Here is a 24095-nt window from a genome sequence, read left to right as displayed (position 1 = left end):
GGCCTGGACGCCGGCGTCCTTGTTCGCGTACTTGATGAAGGCGTAGGCCAGGGGCTTGTCCTTGGCGCCGCCCCCCGATGGCTAGGGGGGCGGCGGATCCCCGCCTTCACGCACCGCCGGTCCCGGCGGTCGCGGCGGTCAGTAGCCCGCGGTCAGGGCGCCGTGAGGAAGCCATGACGAACCCGGTGGTCAGGCCGATGCGCAGCGATGCCGCGCGCAGCAGGAAACTGCTGGTGAGCGCGGCGTCCGAGGCATTCGCCGAGCACGGCACCGAGGTGTCCGTGGCCCAGATCGCGGAGCGGGCGGGGATCGGCAAGGGAACCGTGTTCCGGCACTTCCCCACGAAGGACGATCTTCTGGCGGCGATCGTCTGCGAGAAGATGCACGCCCTCGCCGCGACCGGTGAGCGCCTCGCACAGGCCGAGGACCCGGCGGAGGAGCTGCGCGAATTCATGAGCGCCGCCGTCGAGCTGCAGGTGCAGGACCGCGCCTTCTGCCAGGTCGTCCACGGGGGGGGCCGATGATCACGCCGAGGTGCGCGAGAGCCAGGAACGGGTGAGCGCCGTCACCGAGGCCCTGACCGACCGGGCCCGCCGGCACGGTGCCGTCCGCCAGGACGTGACCGGGCAGGACGTCATGCTGCTGATGAGCGGGATCCCCCTGACCGTCTCACGTGTGCACACGACGCAACCGCACCTGTGGCGGCGCTACCTGCGCCTGGTCTTCGACGGCATGCAGGCCGCCGACGGCCCGGCCCTGCCGGGCCCCCCGCCCCACGCCGGGACCCCGGACTGACGCCGCCGGCACACGGACGACGGCCGCCGCCCCGTCGTGGGGCGGCGGCCGTCGGGGCGGGGCAGGTCAGTGGGGTGCGGCCGCCGGTTCCAGGACGAATAGCGGGATCTCCCGGTCGGTGTTCTTCTGGTACTCCGCGTAGTCGGGCCAGGCCTCCACCGCGCGCTCCCACCACGCGGCGCGCTCGTCGCCCGTGACCTCACGGGCCGTCATGTCCTGGCGCACAGGGCCGTCCTGCAGTTCCACCCGGGGGTCAGCGACCAAGTTGTGGTACCAGACCGGGTGCTGGGGGGCGCCACCCTTCGAAGCCACGACGGCGTAGCTGCCGTCGTGCTCCACGCGCATGAGCGGTGTCTTGCGGATCCTGCCCGACTTGGCGCCCAGCGTCGTCAGGACGATCACGGGCTTGCCGCGCAGCGTGGTCCCCTCGGTCCCTCCGGAACCCTCGTACAGCTCGACCTGGTCCCGGACCCATTGCTCGGGGCTCGGCTGGTACTCACCGACCAAAGGCACGTCGTTCTCCCATCTCGGCATGCGACATCGACAACCTCAACATCCTCACCCACCCCGCGCCTTCCCGGCGGCAGCCCCGCTTCGCGCCGCCGGTCCCGCCGCCGATCACCCGGATGGCGGCCGCACGCCCGGCTGGAGCGCGAGCCGAGCGGCCGCGTCGGGCGGGCCGGCCGGTTGCGGGAGCACCTCGCCGCACGGGAGCGGATCGCGTGAAGCACCGCCCGCGCAGGCGGCCACTGCCATGTCCAGGCCGTCGAACCCGGTCTCCAGGGGGCCGAGTTCCACGAGGCTGGGGAGACCGATGGTCTTCTGACCGGGACACCGTTCGTCGAGCACGCGGGTGGGCAGCACGTAGAAGGTCCACTGGCCGAGGTCGAGCGGGTCAAGGGTCTGCTTCTCCTTGTGGCGCAGCAGGCAGAAGACGTACACGTCCGACTGACGCAGTGCATCCACCGAAGTGGTGTCCGTCGGAGCGTCCCAGCCGCATGCCGGTGCGATGGAGAACGAGATCCGGGAAAGCCGGGATTGCGCCCACGACTGCAGGTACGCCGCCGATTTGACCTCGACGCGCCATCCCGTGGGCGTGCGGATGTCGACGGAGTCCCATTCGGTGCGGGTACCGTCCGCAGCGCCCAGGGCCGTGGCGACGAGGTACTCGGCCAGGACGCCTCGCAGGGTGTTGTTGGCCAGGTCGGAACACGCCCAGCTCCAGAACTCGCCGAGGGTCGCGACGGATGCGCCGTCGGCCCTGATCGGCTCGCTGCCGCTGCGGCGCCGAATGACCTGCGCGCCGAGCCCGACACGGTCCATGCTCTTCCCGCCGTCCGCCCACTGCCGTAACGGCGACAGAACTACCACAGCCTGCGGTGCTCCACCGGGCGACAGCTCCGCGGACCTCTCTCGGCCGGGTGTTGCGTCCGTTCACACGCCCGCGGCAGGCGAAATCGCTCTGTCATGTTCCGGCCACATCATCCGTAACAGGCCGCCCTGAAGATCGGCGTGCACACCGGCAGATCGAGAGAGGGCGACTCATGACACAGGGGCAGCCGACAGGACTCGACCGCAGGGGATTTCTGCGCGCCGTCGGCATCACCGGCGGCGCCGGGGCGATGTTCGCCACCATGGGCGCGCTGGGGCTCGCGCCGACCGCCGAGGCGGCCGGACGCGGCGCCGACTTCCGCGCGCCGAGCGCGGCCGACTTCCACCTCACCGGACGCAGGGCGGGCAAGGTCGTCGTCTTGGGCGCGGGCCTGGCCGGGCTGACGGCCGCTTACGAACTGGGCAAGGCCGGATACGACTGTACGATCCTGGAGCCGCGCGACCGGCCCGGCGGCCGCAACTACACCGTGCGCGGCGGGGACACCCACACCGACCTCGATGGGCGTACCCAGACCGCCCGGTTCTCCCAGGGCCAGTACCTCAACGCCGGGCCGGCCCGGCTGGCCCAGTGGATGGTCACCCTCGACTACTGCCGGGAACTCGGCGTCCCCATCGAGGTCTTCACCAACGCCAACGCCGACGCGTACATCTACCACGAGTCGGCGGGCATGCCGCCCGGGCAGCCGGTGCGGTACCGCACCGCCAAGGCGGACACCTTCGGGTACGTCAGCGAACTCCTCGCCAAGGCCACCGACCAGGGCGCGCTGGACCAGGATCTGACCGCCCAGGACAAGGAGCGGCTGCTGTCGTTCCTGGAGGGCTTCGGCGAGATCGGCGGACGGTCCGAGGGCTGGGCGTACACCGGCGGCGCCAACCGGGGCTTCACCACCTGGCCCGGCGCCGCCGGCACCCCCGGGAGCCTGCTCGGTGACCTGCCCACGGCCTCCGAGGTCTTCGCCTCGGGTGTCGGGCGGCACTTCGCGTTCGAGTTCGAGTACGACCAGGCGATGCTGATGTTCCAGCCCGTCGGCGGCATGGACCGGATACCCAGGGCCTTCGCCCGCGCCATCGGCGATCGCCGGATCCACTACGGCTGCCAGGCCACGTCGCTGGTGCAGTCGGCCGGCGGCGTCACCGTCGGCTACACCGACCCCACCGGACGGCAGCGGCAGGTCGAGGCGGACTACTGCGTCGCCGCCATGCCGCCCCAACTGCTCGCCAAACTGCCGCACAACCTCGGTCCCGACGTGCAGACGGCGCTCACCACCATCCGCCCCTCGTCCGCCGGCAAGATCGGACTGGAGTACCGCAGCCGCTGGTGGGAGACCGACCACCGCATCTACGGCGGCATCACCGAGACCGACCTGGACCTGTCCCACATCTGGTACCCGTCCTACGGCCACCACGGCAAGCGCGGCGTCATCGTCGGCTACTACAACACCGGGGCCAACGCCGACGCCTACGCCGCGTTGACCCCAGCCGAACGTGAGGCGCGTGCCGTCATGCAGGGCGTGAAGATCCACGGCGAGAAATACCGGAGCGAGCTGGCGAACTCCTTCTCCATCGCCTGGAAGCGCGTCCGCCACCTCGAAGGCGCCTGGCACAGCATCCCGGGCGGCACCGACTCCGCCGTCTACAGACCCCTGAACGAACCCACCGGACGTGTCCTGTACGCCGGCGACTGGCTGTCCTACATGGACGCCTGGCAGCACGGCGCCATCCTCTCCGCCCGCAAGGCCGTCACCGCGTTGCACAGCCGCGCCCTGAAGGCCTGACCGCCCGTCGCCACGGGCAGAGGCGCTCGGCCGGAGAGACCCGGCCGAGCGCCCGTCCATGCCGGCCGACGTTGCTGACGAACCCGAGCTTGCCCTTGGCCGCCGCTCCGACCCTCATCGTGACGTCGCGAAGTCCCGGCGCTTGGTGTGGTGGGTGAAGCGCGTCGCCCGTGGGCCGGTACACCAGGGCCCGGCGCTCAGCCACCAGCTCCGGCTACCGCACCGCATCCTGGGGCTCAGCGGGCCGGGGGTGCGTTCTTCGGTCGGCGTTGCGTACAGGACGAGGTTGCGTTCGTAGCGGCGTGCCGCGCGATCATAGGGACCGGCGCAGGTGATCAAAGCCAGCCGGTGGGGGCCGGCGCGTGTGAAGAGGTCACGTGGCAGGCGCTCCTGCTGGTACGTGCGCCGGGCGGTGACCCGGTAGAGACGTACCTTGGCGTCCGCTCCGGTCACGGTGATGGGGCCTCCCACCGGGATGTCGTACAGTGCGGCGAAGGTGCCCAGCCCGTCTTCGCGGCTGTCGACATGACCCGCTATCAAGACCGTGCCGGTCGCCGCGCCCAGCGGGGCCCCCAGTGCCCACCATCCGCCGGTGTGGAGGTCTTCCGGCAGGTCGAGAGCACCGTCGGCCCGGGCGGCGACGGGTACGACGACGGCGTCGAGACCGGCCGGGCCATGGATGCGGGTGGGTGGCGACGCCTCTTGGTCGTCGGAGGCGGGGCGGTGCACTCCGGCGGGCAGGGTGCCCGAGTCGGTGACGCCCAGTTGCGGCGTGGTCCACGTCAGCCAGCCGGCGGCCGCCGCGCCCACACCGCAAAGTGTCATCACAGCGGCGGCCGACCGGTGGCGTTCCACGGGTTCTAGCTCTTCCCGGCCGTTCGGCGGCGGATGCGCAGGAGCCAGGCCGCTCCACCGGCGGTGAGCAACGCGCCTCCGGCCACGCCGACCATGCCCGCGGTGGTGGCCGAGCCTTGCGCAGCGGCGAACTGGCCCCCGGATCCGGCGTGGACCATGCCGGTGCCCGAAGGGGCGTGGCAGGTGCCGCCGCGGACCATTTCCAGGTGCATGGCCACCACCGGACGGGCGCTGCGGGCGGCTGCCACCACTTCGGCGTTGCTCCCCGCCTTGATCTCCCGGTCGATCAACGCGAGGGTCTCGCGGTGCCCGACGTCCTCGGTGCTGAGCCATGCCGCGTCGTACGCCGGGCTGCCCGCCTTCGCCTGCACCTCGGCCAGCCCCTTGTCCTGCGCGCTGGACGGCGACGCAGGCAGCGTCACCTTCAGCTTGCCCGCGAGCATCTTCACATCCGCGTCGAGCTTGCTGTGGTCTTGGACGAGCACCTCGCCGACCTGCTTCACGCACTCGCTCGTCGCGTGGCTCTGTGCGTCGTTCCCAGCCGCGATCTCGGCGAGGTTCCCTTGGTGGACCTTCGCCAGGAACGTCGTGTCCTGGTCGGTCAGCCCCGCAGCGAACGCCTGGGGCGTTGCTATGCCGGACAATGCCGCCGCTGCCACGGCGGCAGCAAGCAGTCGTGTACGCATCGGTACTGCTCCCTTCGAGCCGGTGGGGCTGCCAAGGCGGCACCACGCCGGTGGTCAGAACGGGGCGCATGGCACAGCGCCCCCGGACAGATGGCTGCCACCCCGGCGCCCCGCCGTACCGGTGAAGTCCGGTGGGTCACCCGACGAGCCGATGTGCGCGTGCGCCGGCCGTGAAAGACCGCCCAGCCGCATGGCCGGATCTGTCCGTCGCACGGTTTCGCTGGGCGGCCGGCCCGTGTCGGCTACGGGAGGAGGACGCGGTGGAGCGGCCCTGGTCGTGCCCTCGGCGCGAACCGCGTCGGAGTGTGACTTCGGGCCCCGGGCCAGGGCTATGGGGTTCGCCCGGGGGCTGACGCGCCCGTGTTACTCAGTGCGCTCCGGCCCCTCGTCCTCGGCCGCCGGCAGTGACCGGATGGCGCGGCCGCTCACCTCGCGCGGGACGACGCGGATCCACAGTTCCCGCGTCCCCCCGGCCCAGGGCTCGGCCCCAGGACGCCCAGCGAGGGACTCCACGACAGCGGCGTCGGTGATCCGGTCGGCGGTGCCCGCCACCAGCACGCTCCAGCCGAGACGGCTCCCCTCGTCGACATGGTCGGTCTCAAAGGCCAGCTGCGTGCCAGATGCGACCGCCGCCGTGCCGGCCGGATCCGTCCGGTAGACGACCGTCCGCCCGTCCACCAGGAAGTTGACGGGAACCACAACGGGCGCCCTTTCCGGCGAGCCGGTCGTGTAGGCCAGCCGCCCGATGCCGTGCGTGCCCAGCCGCTCCCAGCACTCGCCCTCGGACAGACGCTGCAGCACCGGCCGGGGTGCAGGGCCGCCCCGTCCCGGCGGGGCCTCGCGGGAGCCTTCGGTCAGGTCCTCGTACGACAGCCCGAGCACGACGGCGAGCCGCATCAGCGCGGCAGGGTCGAAGTCGGTCCCCAGGTCCTCGACCTGACCGAGATAGGCCATCGACATCCCCGCCCTGGTGGCCAACTCCTCCCGGGACATGCCCAACTGCTCCCGCCGCAAGGCGATGCGACCGGTCACGCTCTCTCCGTCGAGGGAGCCACCGGCCGCCGGGCCGGAAGGTTCCGGAGTGCCGTGCACGGCCGCTCACCTCCTCATTCCGTCTCCCTTCAGCGCAGCAGACTTGCCGCCCGCCCGCCAGTCAGGGGACGGCGACCACGGCCGACCGTGGAACGTCGGAGGACCGGCACGCCGACGGCCCTCCGGCGTCCACGGTCGGTGTGAGGCATCGTGGCCGGTGTGCACACATGACGGCTCCCCCGCGGCATCCGGGCCCTCGAAGGCCGCTTCGGCTGCCGGGCCAGGAATCCAGGCCCGGTGGCCGGGATGGGCTCGATGGGCGGGAGCCGGGATCCTCGTGGCCGCGGTGGCCCTCCTGGCCGGTTCGCACCGGCGGGAGGTGGCACGGGCCTACGCCCTGATCTCCCATGTCCGCGGGCCCGCACTGACCGCCGCCGTGGCCTGCGAGGCGCTCTCGCTCCTGCTTCGCCGCGGTCCCGCGCCGACTGCTGGCCGGCGGCGGGGTGCGCTGGGGCCTGGGTCGCATGGCGGTGATCACCGTGGCGGGCAATGCCGTGGCTGGTGCGCTGCCCGGTGGAGCCGCCTTCGCGGGTGCCTGGGTGTACCGGCAGTTCAGCCGTCGGGGTGTTCCCCCCGCCCTGGCCGTCGCCGTGCTGGCCGCCGCCGGCGCACTGTCGGCCGTCGGACTGTCGGCCTGGACTTCGGCTCTGCAATCGCCGTGACCCCCCTGTACCGCGCCATCGGCTACGGGGCACTCCAGCCGATCGGATGGGCCTGCTGGGCGGGGGGCGCCGCCCAGCGTGGCACAACCGGGCGATGTCCCATCGGCTCCGTCCTTGATGAGCGCGGACGGGCTCACGGTGCACTCGCTTGAAGTCAACCGGGCATCCGGACCAACCGTGAACACGTTGGTCCGGATGGATCCTCCCTGGCGGTGGCCGGCTTGTGGACGTGACGGCCATCGGGGGGGCATCTGGTTCGCCCAACAGGCCGAGCAGGATGAGCTCGTGGCGTCCCGCAGTGCGCGCACGGTGGAAGCGTCGTGGGCGCCGCCCACGAGGATCCAGGCCCCTGACGACTCTGCAGGAGGTCCCCCGCCCACAACCCAACGGCACTCGCCGCTACGTGATCGCCAGCATCTCGTCCTCGATCCGGCGGCGAACTCGTTGGGTGAGCTCATCCAGGGCGTCCGAGCGGGTGACCCGCGGCGGAATGGGGCCATGGGTCCTCCGGGCGTTGTGCGGCAGGGCCGCGAGATCAGCGGCGAACCGCGCGTGCGCCCAGGCCAAGGGTTCCGGCTTCGAGGTCCGCCGTCCGTGCGACATGACGGTGGCCAGCAAAGGCTCCGCGCCCAGCGGGACGTCCTCGTCCTCCAGCGCGATGACGTCGGGGTATCCGGAACGCCGGAAGACCTGCTTGGGTCCCGGAGCGGGCACCTTGACCGTGGACAGTTTCATCACCGGGCGACCGTCGTAGGCGACCAGTTTGTAGGCCGAGTCCAGGTACGGAACCTCCGCCGACACTCCCACACGCGTGCCGGTCGCGTAGGTGTCGATCGGTGCGCCGGCCCGTACCAGTACCTCGATGCGGTACTCGTCCAGGCCCCCACTGGCGACGACACGCGCGTCGGGGAGACCGGCTTCGTCCAGGACGCGACGGGTGATCACAGCGAGGGCTGCGAGGTCGCCGCTGTCCAGGCGTATCGCGCAACCCGGCGGGGTGCCCAGTTCCGGAAGGCCTCGACGTACGAGTGGGCCATGGTGCCGCTGGCGGTCAGCCCGTAGGCGTGGGCGGCGGCCACGTTGCTCGTCGCGGAGAAGCCGACCATCGCGCCCAGCCGGGCCGCTTTCATGGCTGGTTCGATGCCTTGGGTACGGCGCAGGGAGAAGTCCACGACCGGACGTCCGTCGGCTGCGAGCACGCACCGGGCGGCTTTCGAGGCGATCGCAGTCTGGTGGCTGATCTGATTGAGGACGTAACTTTCGACGAGCTGGGCCTGGGGCAGGGGTGCGGTCACCTCCAGCAGGGGTTCGCCGCCGAGGACGATCCTGCCCTCCGGGACGGCGCGGACCTCGCCGTCGAAGCCGGTGCCCTGCAGGGGAGTGAGGTCGGCGCGCGGGCGGTGCAGCAGGTCGGCGAAGACAGCGACGTCCTCGGGACGTACGCGGAAGCCGGACAGGTCGTCGAGCACCGGGACCAGCGGTGACCAGGAAACCCCGCTCGCGGGGAAGGTCCCGGACGAACAGGCTGAAGGTCGCGGGCTCCGTCATGCCCTCGCGGACGTAGGACAAGGCCATCGTGACCTCGTACAGGTCCGTGGTGAGCGCTCGGGACATCACTGCCACCTCCTCGGGAATCCGGGGCGCCCGCCTCGCCGGCCACGTGCCGTATGCGGCACGCCGTATGCCGGGAAACCGAGCCGCCGGCACGGGGAGCAGGACGCGTCTTCCACTGCATCGCGGACCCCGGACGACGGCAGTGCCGAGCGGGCAGGTTCCCGGGCCGAACGGCCCATCCTCGCTCCCCCGCCGTGTGTGTCTTCCTCGGTGGGTGCGTCCCCCGCCTCCGTAGCACCATGGTGGTAGGGAGGGACGTGACCGTCGTGGCACCTCTCCGCCGTGGGTGGCCGGCGACGACGAACCCGGCGGCGCTCCCGCCTCCGACGGAGGTGGCAGGCACACAGGGAGGGCGATCGTGGACAGCGAAGCACTCGACCGCGGCGACTGGCAGATGGTGCTCGATGGCGTCACGGCCCGTCATGTCGGGGACCTGGTGACCATCGAGGTGCTGGACCCGACTCTCGGACCCCAGCACGAAGCCGAGCGGCTGCCCTTCTCCTATCTCGGCTACGACCCCAGGGACGACGTGGTGATCGCCGCGGTCGGCGGTCGGCCGCCGCGGTACCCGGTCGTCCTGCGCCACATGATCGTGCAGCCCCAGGAGATCGACGTCGCCACGACGGACGTGCCCGGGACGGCCGTACGGATAGTCGCGCAGGACGGCACTCCGACGTTGGTCACCTTCTATCCGGCCCGGCCACGGGAGGCCTGACGGCCGGGGCGAACATCACACTCGACGCAGGACGGGAGATGACGATGCACGCCCACCTAGGCGACCAGCTCGTCGTGGAGAGCCCGAGCACCGGGGCCACCCGGCGCGAGGGAGAGATCGTCGGGCTCCACCACGAGGACGGAACGCCACCGTATGACGTTCGCTGGTCGGACACCGACCGGACGTCTCTCGTCTTCCCGGGACCCGACGCCCACGTCCGCCACCTCGAATGGCACCCCGCGGACACGACGTGACGCGGGCGCGCGGAACTGCCCGCGCGTGACACCGAACCGGATCGACGACGAGCGGGGCTGCCGGCGTCTCCTGCGCCGGGGGCATCGGTCGTCCTCGCGGTTCGCCCACTTCCTGCAGACCCTCGGTGCAGGCCGCGGCGACCGCGCCTTCGTCCTGCTCGGCCGCTGTCGCGAGGGCTACGTCACCGTACTGGCCCGAGGTCCGGGCGCACGCGCCCGTGGGCACGGGAGCCGGAAGGCAACGGAAGGAGATGGTCCAGTGCCGATGGAGTCAATCGCGACCAGCGTCGCGACGGCCCTCGTGGAGGCCGCCACCGCGGCCCCGTCCATGCACAACGCGCAACCGTGGAGGTTCCGCTTCCTCCCGGCGGAAGGCGTGCTGCACCTACGTGCCGACCCCTCGCGGCGGATGCCACGCTCCGACCCCGACGACCGCGGGCTCCACCTGGGGTGCGGTGCCGCCCTGTGCAACCTGCGCGCCGCGGCCGCCCATGCGGGTCGGGGAGCGATCGTCAGGCTGATTCCCGACCCCCAGGACCGGGAGCTCCTCGCGACGGTGCTCCTGACCGGCACGGAACACCCGGACGCCGCTCTGGCGCGGCTATATCCGGCGGTGCACCGCCGGCACACCAGCCGCTCCCCGTTCGAGGCCAGGGAGATCCCACCCGCCGTCCGCGCAACACTGCAGGGGGCGGCCCGCCTGGAGGACGCAGAGCTCGTCTTCCCCGGTGACTGGCACGCGCGGGAGTTGCTGGAACTGGTCCACGACGCGGAAGGGCGGGACGCAGCCGATCCGGGGCGCGCGGCGGAGCTCGAACACTGGACCCGCAGGGGTGCCGAGGCGAAGACGGCCACCGACGGCGTCCCCGATTCCGCGTTCGGCCCCGGCGAGCGGGGCGGACACACTCCGGTCCGTGACTTCGCCGGGAGGCGTCCCGACGCCGGGCGCGTGGCTGTGCCCTTCGAGGACAGGCCTCACCTCGCACTGCTCTGCACCACCGGTGACGGACCGCCGGAGTGGCTGCGCGCGGGCCAGGCGATGGAACGCGTACTGCTCGCCGCCACCCTCAACGGCCTGTCCACCGCGCTCACCTCCCAGGCACTCGAGTGGTCCGACCTGCGCTGGGCCGTACGGGACCCGAGTGCCCCGATCGGCCACCCCCAGATGGTGCTGCGTCTCGGGTACGGACCCCACGGCGCCTCGACGCCACGCCGCCCCGTCTCGGACGTGCTCGACATCGCTTGAATCGCGGGCACCCCCGCAAGGCCCCGGCGAACACCTCCGCGGCAACACCGTCCGAGGTGCGCCGGATGGTGCCGTGCGGTAGTCCTCGATGGTGGCACGGTCCGGTGCCGAAAGGACGGGGCTCGCCGGCCACGGCCGCCTCCAAGGCACCGCGACACGGTGCACTCACGCAACGGAGGCAGCGCGATGGAACCGGTCGTCACGGCGGGCCTCGACGGCTCGCCCGAGAGCTACGCCGGCGCCCGGTGGGCGGCAGGCGAAGCCCAACAGCGCGGGCTCAGGCAGCCGCTGCCGCACGCCTGGCCCATGCTCGCGCCGGAACCCACATGTCTCCCGGCCGAAGTCGACCAGAACTACTGCGCGAAACGTCCGGTGCACAACGCGCGCGCCGAGCTGCAGGACCGTCGTCCAGGTCTCACGATCGTCGGCGACCTGGTCGCCGACGACGCCGAGCACGCTTTGCTCCAAGCGGCGTCGGAGTCCGAGATGATCGTCCTCGGTTCACGAGGGCCGGAGCCCGTCGCCGGCTACTTCCTCGGGGGGATCGGCATGCACGTCGTCTCACGGTCCTCGTGCCCGGTCGTCCTGGCACGCGTGGGAAGGCCTGACACCGAAGAGCCCCCACCCCGTGACCTGGGCGTAGACCACGATCTCAGCGAGGAACTCCGTAAGGACGCGCAGAAGGAACTGCGGAACCTCTCGCCGCGTCGGGACGGGATGGCATCGGCCGCCGTCCACCACGCACGCTGCCCCGTGGCGGTCGTCCCCCATGACTGAGCAACCAGGCCGCACCGACATGACGGCGCATCCGCCGCAGGCCGATGACTCCGCACCCCGGCCGGGAGGTGGATCCGCGCCCGCCGTGCCCTCCCTTCCGCGTGCCGAGATCTGCGAGACCCACACAGCGGTGGTGATCTTCCTGGGAGACCGTGCCTACAAGATCAAGAAACCCGTCGACCTGACGTTCCTCGACTACACCTCCGTAGCGGACCGCCGCGCAGCCTGCGAACGCGAGGTCGCTCTCAACCGGCGCTTCTCCCCCGACGTGTACCTCGGCGTGGGAGACATGCGCAGTCCGGACGCGGACGACCCGGAACCGATGGTCGTGATGCGACGTCTGCCCGCGGACCGCCGCCTGTCCCGGCTCGTCCGTGACGGAGTCGCCGTCGACGACGTCCTGCGCGCCGTCGCCCGGCAGCTCGCCGCACGGCACGCCGACGCGCCCAGCAGCCGCGAGGTCGACGAGCAAGGGACCCGGGACGCGCTGGCCGCACGCTGGTCGGCGAGCTTCGCCCAGGTACGGGATCTGACCGGCGACGACCGTTCCGAGGGCCTCCACCAGGACCTCGACGAGGTCGAGCGGCTCGTCCATCGCTATCTCGCGGGCCGACTACCGCTGTTCGAGGCCCGCATCGAGCAGGGCCGCATCGTCGACGGACATGGGGACCTGCTCGCCGACGACGTGTTCTGCCTCGACGACGGCCCCCGCGTCCTGGACTGCCTGGAGTTCGACGACCACCTGCGCTTCGTCGACGGCCTCGACGACGCCGCCTTCCTGGCCATGGACCTGGAACAGCTGGGCACCCCGGAGGCCGCCTCGTTCTTCCTCAACCGCTACGGCGAGTACTCCGGTGACCCCGCCCCCCGCTCCCTGTGGCACCACTACGTGGCCTACCGCGCCTTCGTGCGCGCCAAGGTCTCCCTGGTCCAGGCGCAACAGGGCGCGAGCGGGGGCGCCGCGGCGTACCGGCGGCTGGTCACGGCGGCGCTGCGTCACCTGCGGACCTCCGCTGTCGGCCTCACCCTCGTCGGCGGCCTGCCCGGCAGCGGCAAGTCGACCCTCGCCGGGGCCCTGGCCGACCGGCTCGGCCTCACCCTGCTGAGCAGCGACCGCCTCCGTAAGGAACTCGCCGGCATCCCGGTGGAGGAATCCGCGGCCGCGGACTATCTGCAGGGCCTGTACACCCCCGAATGGACCGGCAGGACGTACGAGCGGCTCCTCGACCGCGCGGCCGCCCTGCTCTCCCACGGCGAGTCCGTGGTCCTGGACGCCACGTGGTCCGATCCGGGGCAACGTGAAGCGGCACTGCGCACCGCCGAACGCACCGGCGCCGACCTGGTCGCCCTGCACTGCGCGGTTCCCGACGAGTTGACCGCGGCCCGGCTGCGCGACCGTGGCCCCGGCCCGTCGGACGCCGACCCCGCCATCGCCCGGGCGCTGGCGGCCGCGGAGCCGCCCTGGGAGCAAGCCGTCACGATCGACACCAGCGGCCCTCTGGAATCCTCAGTGGCGCAGGCGCTGGCCGTCATGCGCCCTTGGGGGACCGTCCAGGCTCCGCCCTTCCGCCGTCCTTACACGGAACCCGGCTGAGCAGGACACCGGACGGGCGCCGGCCGCGGCAGCCCGGGCTCACGTCCCGGTGTGCCGCCCTCGACTGGCCTCGCCCGACGGGGCGGGCGCAGTATGGAATCGAGCCCATGCCCCGTGATCACCGTCCCGAAGCCGGGCACGCTCCGCCTGGGCGGACGACCCCCGGACAGGAGGTGCCCCGGATGGACGAGCACACCCGCGCGCCCCTTCCGGACGGTCCGGTCGTCGTCGGCACCGACGGGTCCGTCCTCGCCACGCGAGCGGTGCTGTGGGCGGCCGAGGAGGCCGCCGCCCGGGGCCGGCCACTGCAGATCCTCTGTGCGGCTCATGTCGACCTGCTTCCCGACGAACTCACGGAAGACGTCATCAGGCCCCTTCTGGAAACTGCGGCGGAGAGGGCGGACACGGCAGCCCTGAAGGCGACCGGGAGTTTTCCGGGACTGACGGTGACCACGTCCGTGAGCCGCGGTGATCCTGCGGAGAGCCTGGTCGAAGCGGCCGGGACGACAGGCACCGTCGTCGTGGGCTCCCGGGGGCTCGGTGGCTTCTCGTCACTGCTGCTCGGCTCGGTCGGACGTCAGGTGACCAGATGGGCGACCGGACCGGTGGTGGTGGTGCACGGGGAGCCGAAGGCTCCGGCGCGGACCGTCCTGGTCGGCGCCCGGGACTCCCGCGACGCCGTGCCGGTGCGCTTCGCCGCCCAGTACGCACGGCGACGCGACGCGGCCTTGAAGGTGCTCAGCGCATGGACCCTGACGCACCATCTGGAGAGCATGGCACCCATCGTCTCGTCCGTCCGGGCCGTGGCCGAGCGGAATGCCGACCGCGCAGCACCACTCGTGGCCGCCGTGCGTGAGGAGTATCCGAACTTGAGAGTCGCGGAAGAGGTGGTGCAGGTCCCGTCCGCTGGAGGTGCCCTGGTCGCCGCGTCCGCGCACGTCAACCTGGTGGTGCTCGGAAGTCGTCAGGCCGACGGGCCGCTATCGGCCCCGGTGGGCCGGGTCGCCCAAGCAGTGCTGGAGCACGCGGCATGTCCGGTGGCCCTGGTGCCGCGCGGGTGACACGGCGTCCGAAGCGTGGACGCGCCCTCATCGCCGGCCCGAGGGTCCGGTCGGCGCTGCCCCTGGAACGGGGTCATGGGGCTGGAGCACCCGGAGCGGCTCCACCAGGCGCTGTCCGGCCTGTCCGTCCGGGGAGAGGACGTGAGCCACGCCGGGCCCGTCTGCTACGGCGGGGAGGGTTTCACCCCGGCTCTCCAGCAGACCGGGCTGCGCGGACAGGTCGTCCTCGTCGGCCTCCAGCGCCCGTACCACGGGGAGTAGAGCACGGACTTGTCCGCGTCCTCGAGGAAGCAGCCCAGGAGTGATCACATGGAAGCGAAGCAGTGGAGCGTCCAGATCTACATCACCGAGCACGGTGACGAGACCCACGCCCGCGCCCTCCTGACGACCCGTGACACGTCGAACGTCGCCGGCACCGGTGTGGCGCGGCGTGCGTCCGCGGACGCCGTCCCCGAGACCGGTGACGAACTCGCCGTCGGCCGGGCGCTGGAGGACCTCGGCCTTCGGTTGCAGGCCGCGGCCGCCGACGACACGACCACCGGCGCGGCGCAGTGGCAGGCCCGGCGGGGCCCCGCTCCCGGGGACGGATAGCGTTCGGGCGACTCCCCTCTCGCGCCGGTCCCCACCATCGGGGGCGCTTCGGCCCGCAACCCGGGCCGTCCGGCCCCGGGCGCCCGCGCCCGGACGCGACCACGCTGTGGGTGGCGGCCGGCGCGGTGCCGTGCCGTACGAGCAGAGGGGGCACGGTCAGATGGACATCGGCATGGACAGGGACCTGGGGTCCACGTGGTGGGAGCCGCCGCCGAACCCGGAGTTGTCCGGTCACGTGGTCGTCGGCGTGGACGGCTCGGCACACGCCGGCAACGCGCTGGAAGCGGCGGTCGCGGAGGCCGATCGCCGCGACGTGCGGCTGGAGATCGTGCACGGCCGGCCCTGGGGCGGGCACGGGCCGGGTCGCGATCGTGGGCTCCGGCCGTACCACGCCGCGCAGGCGCTACTGTCCCGGGCCGCGGCGCGGGCCGATGAGTTGCGACCGGGGTTACGGGTGAGCACTTCCCTGGTCGACAGGCCCGCGGGCGGCGTCTTGGTCCGCCGTAGTGACGACGCAGCCCTGGCCGTGGTCGGGACACGCGGACACGGCGCCGTCACCGGGGCCCTGCTGGGCTCGGTGAGCCTGCACCTGGCCGCGCACGCTGCCTGCCCCCTGCTGGTGGTGCGGGGAGTTGCCCCTGGGCAACGGACGGGTGGCCGTGTGGTGCTGGGCCTGGAGAGCGACGCAGACGCCGATGCGGCTGCCTTCGCCTTCGACGAGGCCGGTCGTCGCCGTGTCCCCTTGACGGTGCTGCACGCCTGGACCTACCGGGCCGCCGAGTCCCCCGGCCGGGCAGCGACGGGCTTCGCCGACCGCGCCCGCGCCGAGGAGGCCGTACCGCTCAACGCGGTGGCGCGGTTGCGCTCGGCCCACCGCGAGGTGGCCGCGGACATCGAGACGGTGTGCGGCAGCGCGGCGCACTCGTTGGTCGAGGCGACTCGGCAGGCCGACCTCGTCGTGGTGGCCGCGCATCGCCGCCCCGGCGCGATCGGCATGCGGCTGGGGCCCGTCACGCACGCCCTGCTGCACCACGCGCACTGCCCTGTGGCGGTCGTCCCGGTCCCGGCGCCCGAACGTCGGTGACGGGCGGACCGGCTCACCTCACCGCGTCCGGGCGTGCGCGAAGGTGTCCGGACGCGGTCCCCCGTCCAGGGTGGTGAAATGACCGCGAAGGAGGCGACGGTGGACGATCGGGCGGGCGCGGTGGTCATCGGGGTGGGAAACGTATTCCGGAGGGACGACGGCGTCGGCTGGGCCCTCATCGAGGCGCTGCGCGGCCACCCCGCCGGGGTGCGTCTGCCGAAGGGGACGGTGCTGCGGGAGTCCGCGGGGGATCCCGCGCAACTGATCGAACTGTGGGCGCACGCCGACCGGGCGGTCGTCGTCGACGCCTGCTTCCCCGCCGCCGCGTGTCCCGGGCGCGTCCACCGCTGGTGCCCGCCACCCGGCGAGGCACCGCCGCCCGCGGCGGGCCGGCACAGCACCCACGGACTCGGCCTCGTCCACGCTCTCCACCTCGCCGACGCCCTGGGGCGCCGTCCCGCCTGCCTGGTGGTGTACGCGGTCGAGGGAGCCGACCGCTCGCTGGGGCAGGGACTCACCCCCGCGGTCGCGGGCGCCGTGCATCCGCTGGCGGAACGCATCGCGGAGGACCTCGCGTCGCACACCCGTGACCGGCGGGGGCCGTAAGGGCGAAATCCCGTACGGCCCGCCGTGGTCCGGGCGCGATCACGCCGGTCCCGTGGTGCAGTGGACCCGGCGACTGCTCCGAGCCACCTTCCCGCCCCGGAGCGTTGAGGCTGAGGGATGACATGACGGACCCTGGACATGCCGGAGCGCTCCCCTACGAGCCGGCCGAGGCGGTCCTGGACCAGGACGGCCTCGAATCGCTGGTGCGGGTGCTTCGCCGACGTGGCCGGACCGTGATCGGCCCCACGGTGCGGGACGGCGCCATCGTCCTGGCCGAGTTGGAGTCCGCGGCGGAGCTGCCACACGGCTGGGGAGTCGAACTGGAGGCGGGCCGTTACCGGATGCGCAGGCGTGCGGACACGGCGGCCTTCGCGCACAGCGCGGGCCCGCAGTCGTGGAAGTCCTTCCTGCATCCGGAGCGGGTGCGCCAGTGGAGCGCCGACCTCGGTCCGGACGAGGAGCTGACCGTCCGGGAGGACAACCCCGAGGCGACGGCCTACGCGTTCCTCGGTGTCCGTCCCTGCGACCTGCGGGCGATCCGGATCCTGGACCGGGTGCTGACCGGCGGCCGCCACCAGGATCCCGTCTACGGCGCGCGCCGCACCGGGGCCTTCCTGATCGCTGTCGAGTGCACCGAGCCGGGTGTGCCACGTGCTTCTGCGTCTCCATGGGCGCGGGGCCCGCCGTCGACGAGGGGTACGACCTCGCACTCACCGAAGTGCTGGACGCCGACGGCCACCGTCTGCTGTGCCGCAGTGGAAGTGCGGAAGGCGCCGCCGTGCTCGCCGAACTCCCGCAACGGCCCGCCGACGACGCGACCAGACGCGCCGCCGCGGACGCGGTCGGCGGAGCGGCCCGGCGCATGGGCAGGAGCATGCCCCCCGTGGACCTGCGCGTCCTGATGCGCGACAACCTGGAGGCCGACCGATGGGACGACGTCACCTCACGCTGCCTGAGCTGCGGCAACTGCACCATGGTCTGCCCCACCTGCTTCTGCACGACCACCGAGGACGTCTCCGACCTCACCGGTGATCACGCCGAGCGGTGGCGACGCTGGGATTCCTGCTACGACCTGGACTTCTCGGCACTGCACGGTGTCCCCGTCCGCGCGTCGGCGCGAAGCCGGTACCGACAGTGGCTGACGCACAAGCTCGGAACGTGGCACGACCAGTTCGGCAGCTCCGGTTGTGTGGGCTGCGGACGGTGCATCGTCTGGTGCCCGACCGGCATCGACCTCACGGTGGAAGCCCACGCCCTTCACCAGGAGGCCACGGGCGAGGGGAACCCGCGATGACCTCGCAAGCGGAGCCGGTGGAGGCCAAGGGCATCCTCGCCGCCCTCACGGCGGAGCACCGGGACCGGCTCATGGCCCTGGCACGGGAGGTGGCCTTCCCCGCGGCCGCGCGGATCTTCGAGGAGGACGAGCCGGCGGACCGCTTCTGGATCATCCGTACGGGCAGTGTCGCACTGGACGTGCAGAACCCCGGCCACGGCCGGGACGTCGTCGAGACGCTCGGCAGCGGATCGCTTCTCGGTTGGTCGTGGCTGTGCCCGCCGCGTAGTTGGCATCTCGGTGCGGAGACCCGGGAGGCCGTCACGGCATGGCAGTTCGACGCCGTGGCCGTCCGCGGGTTGTGCGCCGAGCAGCCGGCCCTGGGACTGGCGCTGGTCACCCTGGTCGCCCAGACCATCGGGCACCGGCTGCGCGCGACCCGCAACCGGTTGCTCGACCTGTACGGTCCCAGGGGAAGCAAGCCGGCGACATGACCGCAGTCGTGCCCCTCCCCCACCGCGTCGTCGGCTGGCGTCGCGAGACGTCGGACACGGTCACCGTCGAACTGGCACCGGTCGCACAGGCACTGCCGGCCTTCGAGCCGGGCCAGTTCGCCATGGTGTACGCCTTCGCCGCGGGAGAGATCCCCGTCTCGGTGTCACGCATGACCGACGAACGGCACCTGGCGCTCACCATCCGGTCCGTCGGCGCGGTGTCCGCAGCGCTGTGCCGCGCCGCCGTGGGAACGACGGTCGGGGTCCGGGGACCGTTCGGCACCGGCTGGGACATGACCGCGGCGCTCGGGCAGGACCTGCTCGTCGTGGCCGGGGGGATCGGCCTGGCCCCGCTGCGTCCGCTGGTCGACACCGTTCTGGCCCGGCCGCATGCGTACGGGCGGCTGAACGTCCTGGCCGGTGCCCGGACCCCGGTGGACCTGCTGTACGGGGACGAGTTCCCCACCTGGCAAAAGCCCTTCGCCGCCGTGACGGTCGACCGCCCCACCGCGGACTGGCGAGGGCGGGTGGGCGTCGTCACCGGGCTGCTCGGCGAGGCCCGGTTCACGCCGGAGGACACCGTGGCCTTCGTCTGCGGCCCCGAAGTCATGATCCGCGCCGCCGCCCGCAGGCTGATCCACCTCGGCCTGCGCCCCGACCGCGTGCAGGTCTCCCTGGAACGGAACATGCGGTGCGCAACCGGTCACTGCGGTCACTGCCAGCTCGGTCCCCTGCTGCTCTGCCGTGACGGCCCCGTGGTCCGGTACGACCTGGCCCGACCGCTGCTCGCCGTGCGGGAGCTCTGACATGACCTCCTCCCCCTCCTCCGGAACGCCGTCGCGTCCACGGCTGGGAGTGTTCAAGTTCGCCTCGTGCGACGGCTGCCAGCTGACGCTCCTGGACTGCGAGGACGAACTGCTTGGCCTAGCACGGGAGGTGGAGGTCGCCCACTTCCTGGAGGCCTCCGGCGACATCGCACCCGGACCCTACGACCTCTCATTGGTCGAGGGGTCGGTGAGCACCCCCGAGGACGCGGCGCGCATCCGGCGGGTCCGCGAGGAGTCCCGGCACCTCGTCACCATCGGCGCCTGCGCCACCGCGGGCGGCGTCCAGGCACTGCGGAACTACGCGGACGCCACGGAGTACCTGACGGCGGTCTACGCTCGCCCCGAGTACATCGCCACCCTCGCCACCTCAACGCCGATCTCCGCCCATGTGAGGGTCGACTTCGAGTTGCGCGGCTGCCCCATCGACCGCGGCCAGCTCCTGGAGGTCATCACCGCCTTCCTCGCCAGCCGCAAGCCGGACGTCCCCAACCACAGCGTGTGCTTCTCGTGCAAGCGGCGTGGTGTCGTGTGCGTCGTCGTCGCCCACGGCACGCCCTGCCTGGGACCTGCCACGCACGCCGGCTGCGGCGCCCTCTGCCCCGCCTACGGCCGTGGCTGCTACGGATGTTTCGGACCCGCCGGCACGACGAACCTCCCCGCGCTCATCCCCCTGCTGCGACGCGACGGGCTGAGCGACGAAGACACCGGACGCCTCCTGCACACCTTCAACGTCACGGCGTTCACCGAAGTCGAGGAGCAGGGCCCGCGATGAGCGACACGAGCGACGAGGCACGCGTCCTGCGTCTTCCCGCGCTGGCACGCATCGAAGGCCAGGCGGCGCTGCGCCTGCTGCTCAGGCGGGGCACGGTCGCCCATGCCCAGCTCGCGATCTACGAGCCGCCGCGGTTCTTCGAGGCCTTCCTGCGCGGCCGCGCGCACACCGAGCCTCCCGACCTGACCTCCCGCATCTGCGGCATCTGTCCCGTCGCCTACCAGCTGACGGCCTGCAGGGCCGTCGAGGACGCCTGCGGGGTGGTCGTGGACGGCGCTCTGGCCGCGCTCAGGCGCCTCCTGTACTGCGGTGAGTGGATCGAGAGCCAGACCCTGCACATCCACCTGCTGCACGCCCCGGACTTCCTCGGCCACGACGACGTGATCGGCCTGGCCCGCGACCACCGGCAGCACGTCGAGCGCGGGCTGCGGCTGAAGCTGGCCGGCAACGCCGTGATGGAGCTGCTCGGCGGGCGCTCGATCCATCCCGTCAACGTCCGGCTCGGCGGCTTCCACCGCACCCCCACCCGTGCCGAACTCCGGCCCCTCGCGGAAAGGCTGCGGGTCGCCCTCGATGACGCCTGGGACACCGTACGGTGGGTGGCGGGCTTCGACTTCCCCGACGCCGAGTGCGACGCCGACCTGTTCGCCCTCGCCGAACCGGACACGTACGCCATCGAGTCCGGGGTGCCGACCGTCCTGCCCGCCGACGGGACGGCGCCCTACGGCTTCCCCGTCTCCGACTTCAGCGCCCACGTCGTCGAGGAACAGGTCCCGCACTCCACGGCGCTCCACTCACGGCTGGACGGGCGCCGCCACCTCACCGGCTCCCTGGCCCGCTACGCCGTCAGCGGCCACCTCCTGTCGCCCCTGGCCCTCCAGGCGGCCCGGGAAGCCGGGCTGGCGGAACCTCCGCGGCTGGCCGGCGCCGGTTCTCCTCCCAACCCGTACCGAAGCATCATCGTGCGCGCAGTGGAGGTCCTGTACGCCGTGGAGGAGGCCTTGCGCATCATCGACGGCTACGAACCGCCACCGCGGCCGTACACCGATGCACCGCCCCGGGCGGGGGTGGGGCACGGCGCAACCGAAGCGCCTCGCGGACTGCTGTACCACCGCTACGCGATCGACGGCCAGGGCCGAGTCACGGAGGCACGCATCGTGCCGCCGACCGCCCAGAACCAGGGAGCCATCGAAGACGACGTTCGCCGCCTCGTGGAACGGGAACTGCAGCGTGGCGACCTGCCCGACGACGCGTTGGCCCGTCTGTGCGAACGTATCGTCCGCAACCACGATCCGTGCATCTCCTGCTCGGCGCACTTCCTGGACGTGGACGTCACTCGCGTCTGCGGCTCGTCAGGCTCGTGAAGAGACCCCTACGCCTCCCCGCGGCACACGGTGGCGTGCACGCCACCGTGTGCCGGCGTGGGCACGGCCACCGTGCCGGTACCGCCCGCGCACTCTCGCGCGGGCGACGTTCGGTCAGGCGAGGGCCGGTTCGGGTGTGACCGCGGCGAGCCCTCCGGCCCGCGACAGGAGCTGGACGCAACCGGCGCACAGCAGGCCGGTCGCGGTCAGCGTCAGCCAGACCAGCCACGGCCTGCCGCTGTGGTCGGCGAGGTCCCAGATGGCGCCGGTGGCGAGGTTGCCCAGGGTGATGCCGAGCCCGGAGACGGTGTTGTACCAGCCGTAGTGCGTGGCGACGAGGCGCTCTCCGGAGAGCGTGACGATGGTGTCCATCTCGAAGGGGTAGACCACCGCGCTGCCCACGGCCAGGACCGCGACGGCGATCACGAGCAGGGCCACCGCGAGGACGGCCTCGAACGTCCCGCCGGACGGGTCGGGGCTCACGGCCAGGGGCGTGAAGGCCAGGCCCATGAGGAGGATCCCGCCGACGATGGCCTGCGGCCCGGACCAGCGGGCACGCACCCAGCGGGTGATGCGGAGCTGGCCGAGGACGGAAACGACCGCCGAGACGATGAACAGGCTGCTGGTGACGGCCTGTCCGCCGGTGCCCAGGAGTGCGTGGGCCTGTAGGGGCAGGGCCAGGTAGACCTGGAAGGACAGCACGTACGAGCCGATCATGGCCAGGGAGAACAGCATGAACGGCCGGTTGCCCAGCACCTGTCGCCAGGAGCCGAGGACACCCGCCGCCGCCCCGGGGCCCGTGCCGGTGCCGCGTTCCGGCCGCCGGTCGGGCAGGGCCCGGCACTGCAGGACGGTCAGCACGGCGAAGACGGCCGCGGCCGTCAGGCACACGGCGCGGAAGTCCAGGGCGAGCAGCGCCAGGCCGACCAGGGGGCCGATCAGGACGCCCGCCTGGTAGAAGACGTTGAAAAGGGCGAAGCCCTCCACCCGCCGCTCCCCGGCCTCCACGGCCAGATAGGCGCGGACCGCCGGGTTGAACAGCGCGCCGGCGAACCCGGCTGCGGCCGAGGCCGCGACCAGCGCGGGCAGGGAGTCGACCAGCCCGAGCAGCGCGAAGCCGAAGGTGCGCAGGGTGCAGCCCATCACGATGGGCGTCTTGTAGCCGAAGCGGTCCGCGATGGTGCCGCCGAGCACGAACATGCCCTGCTGGGAGAAGTTCCGTACGCCCAGGACGAGGCCGACGGCCCAGGCGGCCAGGCCGAGACCGCCGGCCAGGTGGTCGGCGAGGTAGGGCATGAGCATGTAGAAGCCCAGGTTGATGGCGAACTGGTTGGCCATCAACAGCCGGGCCGGGGTGTCGAACGAGCGGGCCTGCCGCCACAGCCCCCTCACCGGGCGGCCTCGAAGGACAGGCCGCCGAGTTCGCCGGCCGGCGCGTCGGCCGGCGGGTCCACCACGGTGGTGCAGCGGGTCCAGCGGTCGACCACGGTCTCGCCCGGGTGGGCGATCTCCTGCGGGTCCTCGGCCGGTTCGTGGTGGAGCAGGCCGTGGCCCCGGCAGTATGCGTCGTCGAAGACGGTGCCGACGTAGCGTTGCGGGCCGTCGGGGAAGATCGTCACGATCCGGGTCTCGGCCGGCAGCGTACGGGCCAGCCAGCGGGAGACCAGGGCGACCGCGCCGACGCTCCAGCCGCCGGTGGCGTAGTGGTAGCGGGCGAGGCGCCGGCAGGCCCACACCGCCTCGCCGGCGGCGACCCAGTGCACCTCGTCGAAGGCCCCGTGGTCGACGTTGCGGGGATGGATGCTGCTGCCAAGGCCCCGCATGAGCCGGGCGGCGGGCGGCTGGCCGAAGATCGTCGATCCCGTGGTGTCGACGCCGACCAGCCGCAGGTTGGGGAAGAACGCGCGCAGCCGGCCGCTGACCCCGGCCGAGTGTCCTCCGGTGCCGACACTGGCGACCAGGACGTCGATGCGGCCGAGCTGGGCGACGAGTTCGTGGGCGAGGGCCGCGTAGGCGGCGACGTTGTCAGGGTTGTGGTACTGGTCCGGGCACCAGGCGGTCGGATCGGCGGCGAGGAGTTCCCGCACCCTGTCGCGGCGGGCCTGCTGCCAGCCGCCGACGGCGTGCGGTTCGGCGACGATGTCGACGGTCGCTCCGTAGGCGGTGAGCAGGGAGACCATGGGCGGTTCCATGCCGGGGTCGGTGACCGCCGTGACCGCGTGTCCGTGCACGGCCCCCGCGAGGGCGAGCCCGAGGCCGAGCGTGCCGCTGGTGGACTCCACGATGCGGGCACCGGGGAGGAGTTCACCGCGGGCGCGGGCCGCCTCGATCATGTACAGCGCGGAGCGGTCCTTGATGCCGCCGGGGTTGAAGCCCTCGAGTTTGGCCCAGAAGCCGCGGCCGTCGGGGACGAAGGGCGATCCGACCCACAGCACGGGCGTGTTGCCGACCAGTCCGGCCGGAGTGCGGCGCGGGGGCGCGGTGGCGGCGAGGAGTGCGGCCGGGGACGCGGGCGTGCCGGGGTGAGGGAGGGTGTTCATACGGGTTTCTCCTGCGGCCGCCGCCG

24 protein-coding genes and 3 pseudogenes are annotated in these 24095 nt (G+C 72.5%); 19 read left to right on the top strand and 8 right to left on the bottom strand.

All coding sequences use genetic code 11. The features are described 5' to 3' along the window. Nucleotides 1–173: 173 nt before the first annotated feature. Together ABZ312_RS28025 and ABZ312_RS28020 are read left to right on the top strand one after the other, a co-directional pair. Nucleotides 174–524, top strand: a complete 351-nt coding sequence (locus ABZ312_RS28025) for a TetR/AcrR family transcriptional regulator (RefSeq protein WP_500439022.1) — start codon at nt 174–176, stop codon at nt 522–524. 10 nt (nt 525–534) lie between these two features. Beyond that, a complete protein-coding gene (locus ABZ312_RS28020; protein ID WP_500439021.1) occupies nt 535–795 on the top strand; it encodes an SbtR family transcriptional regulator in 261 nt (86 codons plus the stop codon). A 66-nt stretch (nt 796–861) separates the two neighbouring features. Here ABZ312_RS28020 and ABZ312_RS28015 read toward each other — a convergent pair whose 3' ends face one another. After that, complete coding sequence (locus tag ABZ312_RS28015; protein WP_500327450.1) at nt 862–1308, bottom strand: nitroreductase family deazaflavin-dependent oxidoreductase; 447 nt, start codon at nt 1306–1308, stop codon at nt 862–864. 105 nt (nt 1309–1413) lie between these two features. Next, a complete protein-coding gene (locus ABZ312_RS28010) occupies nt 1414–2118 on the bottom strand; it encodes a hypothetical protein (protein WP_500327451.1) in 705 nt (234 codons plus the stop codon). A gap of 221 nt (nt 2119–2339) precedes the next feature. On the opposite strand from ABZ312_RS28010, the gene ABZ312_RS28005 reads away from it, so the two are divergent. After that, entirely contained in the window at nt 2340–3962 is a 1623-nt protein-coding gene (locus tag ABZ312_RS28005; protein WP_500439020.1) for a flavin monoamine oxidase family protein, read from the top strand. Between the two features lie 114 nt (nt 3963–4076). Here the strand turns inward: ABZ312_RS28005 and ABZ312_RS28000 are convergent, their stop codons facing one another. The 3 genes from ABZ312_RS28000 to ABZ312_RS27990 form a co-directional block, all read right to left on the bottom strand. Beyond that, on the bottom strand, nt 4077–4772 hold the full coding sequence (locus ABZ312_RS28000) for a class F sortase (RefSeq protein ID WP_500439019.1): 696 nt from the start codon (nt 4770–4772) through the stop codon (nt 4077–4079). A 50-nt stretch (nt 4773–4822) separates the two neighbouring features. Further along, entirely contained in the window at nt 4823–5503 is a 681-nt protein-coding gene (locus ABZ312_RS27995) for a DUF4142 domain-containing protein (protein ID WP_500327456.1), read from the bottom strand. Between the two features lie 363 nt (nt 5504–5866). Beyond that, the gene (locus ABZ312_RS27990; RefSeq protein ID WP_500439018.1) at nt 5867–6535 is read right to left on the bottom strand and encodes a helix-turn-helix domain-containing protein; all 669 of its coding nucleotides are present in this window, start codon (nt 6533–6535) and stop codon (nt 5867–5869) included. 524 nt (nt 6536–7059) lie between these two features. On the opposite strand from ABZ312_RS27990, the gene ABZ312_RS27985 reads away from it, so the two are divergent. Then, on the top strand, nt 7060–7257 hold the full coding sequence (locus tag ABZ312_RS27985) for a hypothetical protein (RefSeq protein WP_500439017.1): 198 nt from the start codon (nt 7060–7062) through the stop codon (nt 7255–7257). A 399-nt stretch (nt 7258–7656) separates the two neighbouring features. On the opposite strand, the pseudogene ABZ312_RS27980 reads toward ABZ312_RS27985, so the two are convergent. Continuing rightward, nucleotides 7657–8871 (bottom strand): annotated as a pseudogene (locus ABZ312_RS27980) (beta/alpha barrel domain-containing protein). 358 nt (nt 8872–9229) lie between these two features. Between ABZ312_RS27980 and ABZ312_RS27975 the strand changes: the two are divergent. From ABZ312_RS27975 to ABZ312_RS27905, 15 genes and pseudogenes are all read left to right on the top strand, one after another. Further along, nucleotides 9230–9586 (top strand): DUF5335 family protein, encoded by a 357-nt coding sequence (locus tag ABZ312_RS27975; RefSeq protein WP_500439016.1) that lies wholly within the window; start codon nt 9230–9232, stop codon nt 9584–9586. A 44-nt stretch (nt 9587–9630) separates the two neighbouring features. Then, a pseudogene (locus ABZ312_RS27970) lies at nt 9631–9816 on the top strand (DUF1918 domain-containing protein); the annotation flags it as partial. A gap of 289 nt (nt 9817–10105) precedes the next feature. Further along, complete coding sequence (locus ABZ312_RS27965; protein WP_500439015.1) at nt 10106–11086, top strand: Acg family FMN-binding oxidoreductase; 981 nt, start codon at nt 10106–10108, stop codon at nt 11084–11086. Between the two features lie 186 nt (nt 11087–11272). Then, the gene (locus ABZ312_RS27960) at nt 11273–11863 is read left to right on the top strand and encodes a universal stress protein (RefSeq protein WP_500439014.1); all 591 of its coding nucleotides are present in this window, start codon (nt 11273–11275) and stop codon (nt 11861–11863) included. 109 nt (nt 11864–11972) lie between these two features. After that, nucleotides 11973–13457, top strand: a complete 1485-nt coding sequence (locus tag ABZ312_RS27955) for a bifunctional aminoglycoside phosphotransferase/ATP-binding protein (protein WP_500439023.1) — start codon at nt 11973–11975, stop codon at nt 13455–13457. Nucleotides 13458–13639: 182 nt separating this feature from the next. Further along, the gene (locus tag ABZ312_RS27950; protein WP_500439013.1) at nt 13640–14518 is read left to right on the top strand and encodes a universal stress protein; all 879 of its coding nucleotides are present in this window, start codon (nt 13640–13642) and stop codon (nt 14516–14518) included. A 75-nt stretch (nt 14519–14593) separates the two neighbouring features. Continuing rightward, entirely contained in the window at nt 14594–14779 is a 186-nt protein-coding gene (locus ABZ312_RS27945; RefSeq protein ID WP_500439012.1) for a hypothetical protein, read from the top strand. Nucleotides 14780–14827: 48 nt separating this feature from the next. Further along, nucleotides 14828–15109, top strand: a complete 282-nt coding sequence (locus ABZ312_RS27940) for a dsRBD fold-containing protein (protein WP_500439011.1) — start codon at nt 14828–14830, stop codon at nt 15107–15109. 172 nt (nt 15110–15281) lie between these two features. Next, the gene (locus ABZ312_RS27935) at nt 15282–16193 is read left to right on the top strand and encodes a universal stress protein (RefSeq protein WP_500439010.1); all 912 of its coding nucleotides are present in this window, start codon (nt 15282–15284) and stop codon (nt 16191–16193) included. A gap of 78 nt (nt 16194–16271) precedes the next feature. After that, on the top strand, nt 16272–16799 hold the full coding sequence (locus ABZ312_RS27930) for a hydrogenase maturation protease (protein WP_500439009.1): 528 nt from the start codon (nt 16272–16274) through the stop codon (nt 16797–16799). 122 nt (nt 16800–16921) lie between these two features. After that, a pseudogene (locus tag ABZ312_RS27925) lies at nt 16922–18093 on the top strand (4Fe-4S dicluster domain-containing protein). After that, nucleotides 18090–18566 carry a cyclic nucleotide-binding domain-containing protein gene (locus tag ABZ312_RS27920; protein WP_500439008.1) on the top strand — a complete coding sequence of 159 codons (477 nt, stop codon included), beginning with the start codon at nt 18090–18092 and terminating at the stop codon, nt 18564–18566. The pseudogene ABZ312_RS27925 and the gene ABZ312_RS27920 overlap by 4 nt, the downstream one beginning before the upstream one ends. Beyond that, a complete protein-coding gene (locus ABZ312_RS27915; RefSeq protein WP_500439007.1) occupies nt 18563–19372 on the top strand; it encodes an FAD/NAD(P)-binding protein in 810 nt (269 codons plus the stop codon). Before ABZ312_RS27920 ends, ABZ312_RS27915 begins: the two co-directional genes overlap by 4 nt. Before the next feature lies 1 nt (nt 19373). Further along, entirely contained in the window at nt 19374–20165 is a 792-nt protein-coding gene (locus ABZ312_RS27910; RefSeq protein WP_500439006.1) for an NADH-quinone oxidoreductase subunit B family protein, read from the top strand. Beyond that, nucleotides 20162–21529 (top strand): Ni/Fe hydrogenase subunit alpha, encoded by a 1368-nt coding sequence (locus tag ABZ312_RS27905; protein ID WP_500439005.1) that lies wholly within the window; start codon nt 20162–20164, stop codon nt 21527–21529. The genes ABZ312_RS27910 and ABZ312_RS27905 overlap by 4 nt, the downstream gene beginning before the upstream one ends. A gap of 114 nt (nt 21530–21643) precedes the next feature. Here ABZ312_RS27905 and ABZ312_RS27900 read toward each other — a convergent pair whose 3' ends face one another. Both ABZ312_RS27900 and ABZ312_RS27895 read right to left on the bottom strand, forming a co-directional pair. Continuing rightward, nucleotides 21644–22921, bottom strand: a complete 1278-nt coding sequence (locus ABZ312_RS27900; protein WP_500439004.1) for an MDR family MFS transporter — start codon at nt 22919–22921, stop codon at nt 21644–21646. Further along, nucleotides 22918–24069, bottom strand: coding sequence for a PLP-dependent cysteine synthase family protein (locus ABZ312_RS27895; protein ID WP_500439003.1), 1152 nt, complete (start codon nt 24067–24069; stop codon nt 22918–22920). Before ABZ312_RS27895 ends, ABZ312_RS27900 begins: the two co-directional genes overlap by 4 nt. Between the last annotated feature and the right edge of the window lie 26 nt (nt 24070–24095).

This window comes from Streptomyces sp. NPDC006207, from assembly GCF_040613835.1.
GTDB lineage: Bacteria > Actinomycetota > Actinomycetes > Streptomycetales > Streptomycetaceae > Actinacidiphila.
The sequence above is the reverse complement of the archived record's forward strand: the minus strand, read 5'-3'. Positions and strand labels throughout refer to the sequence as shown.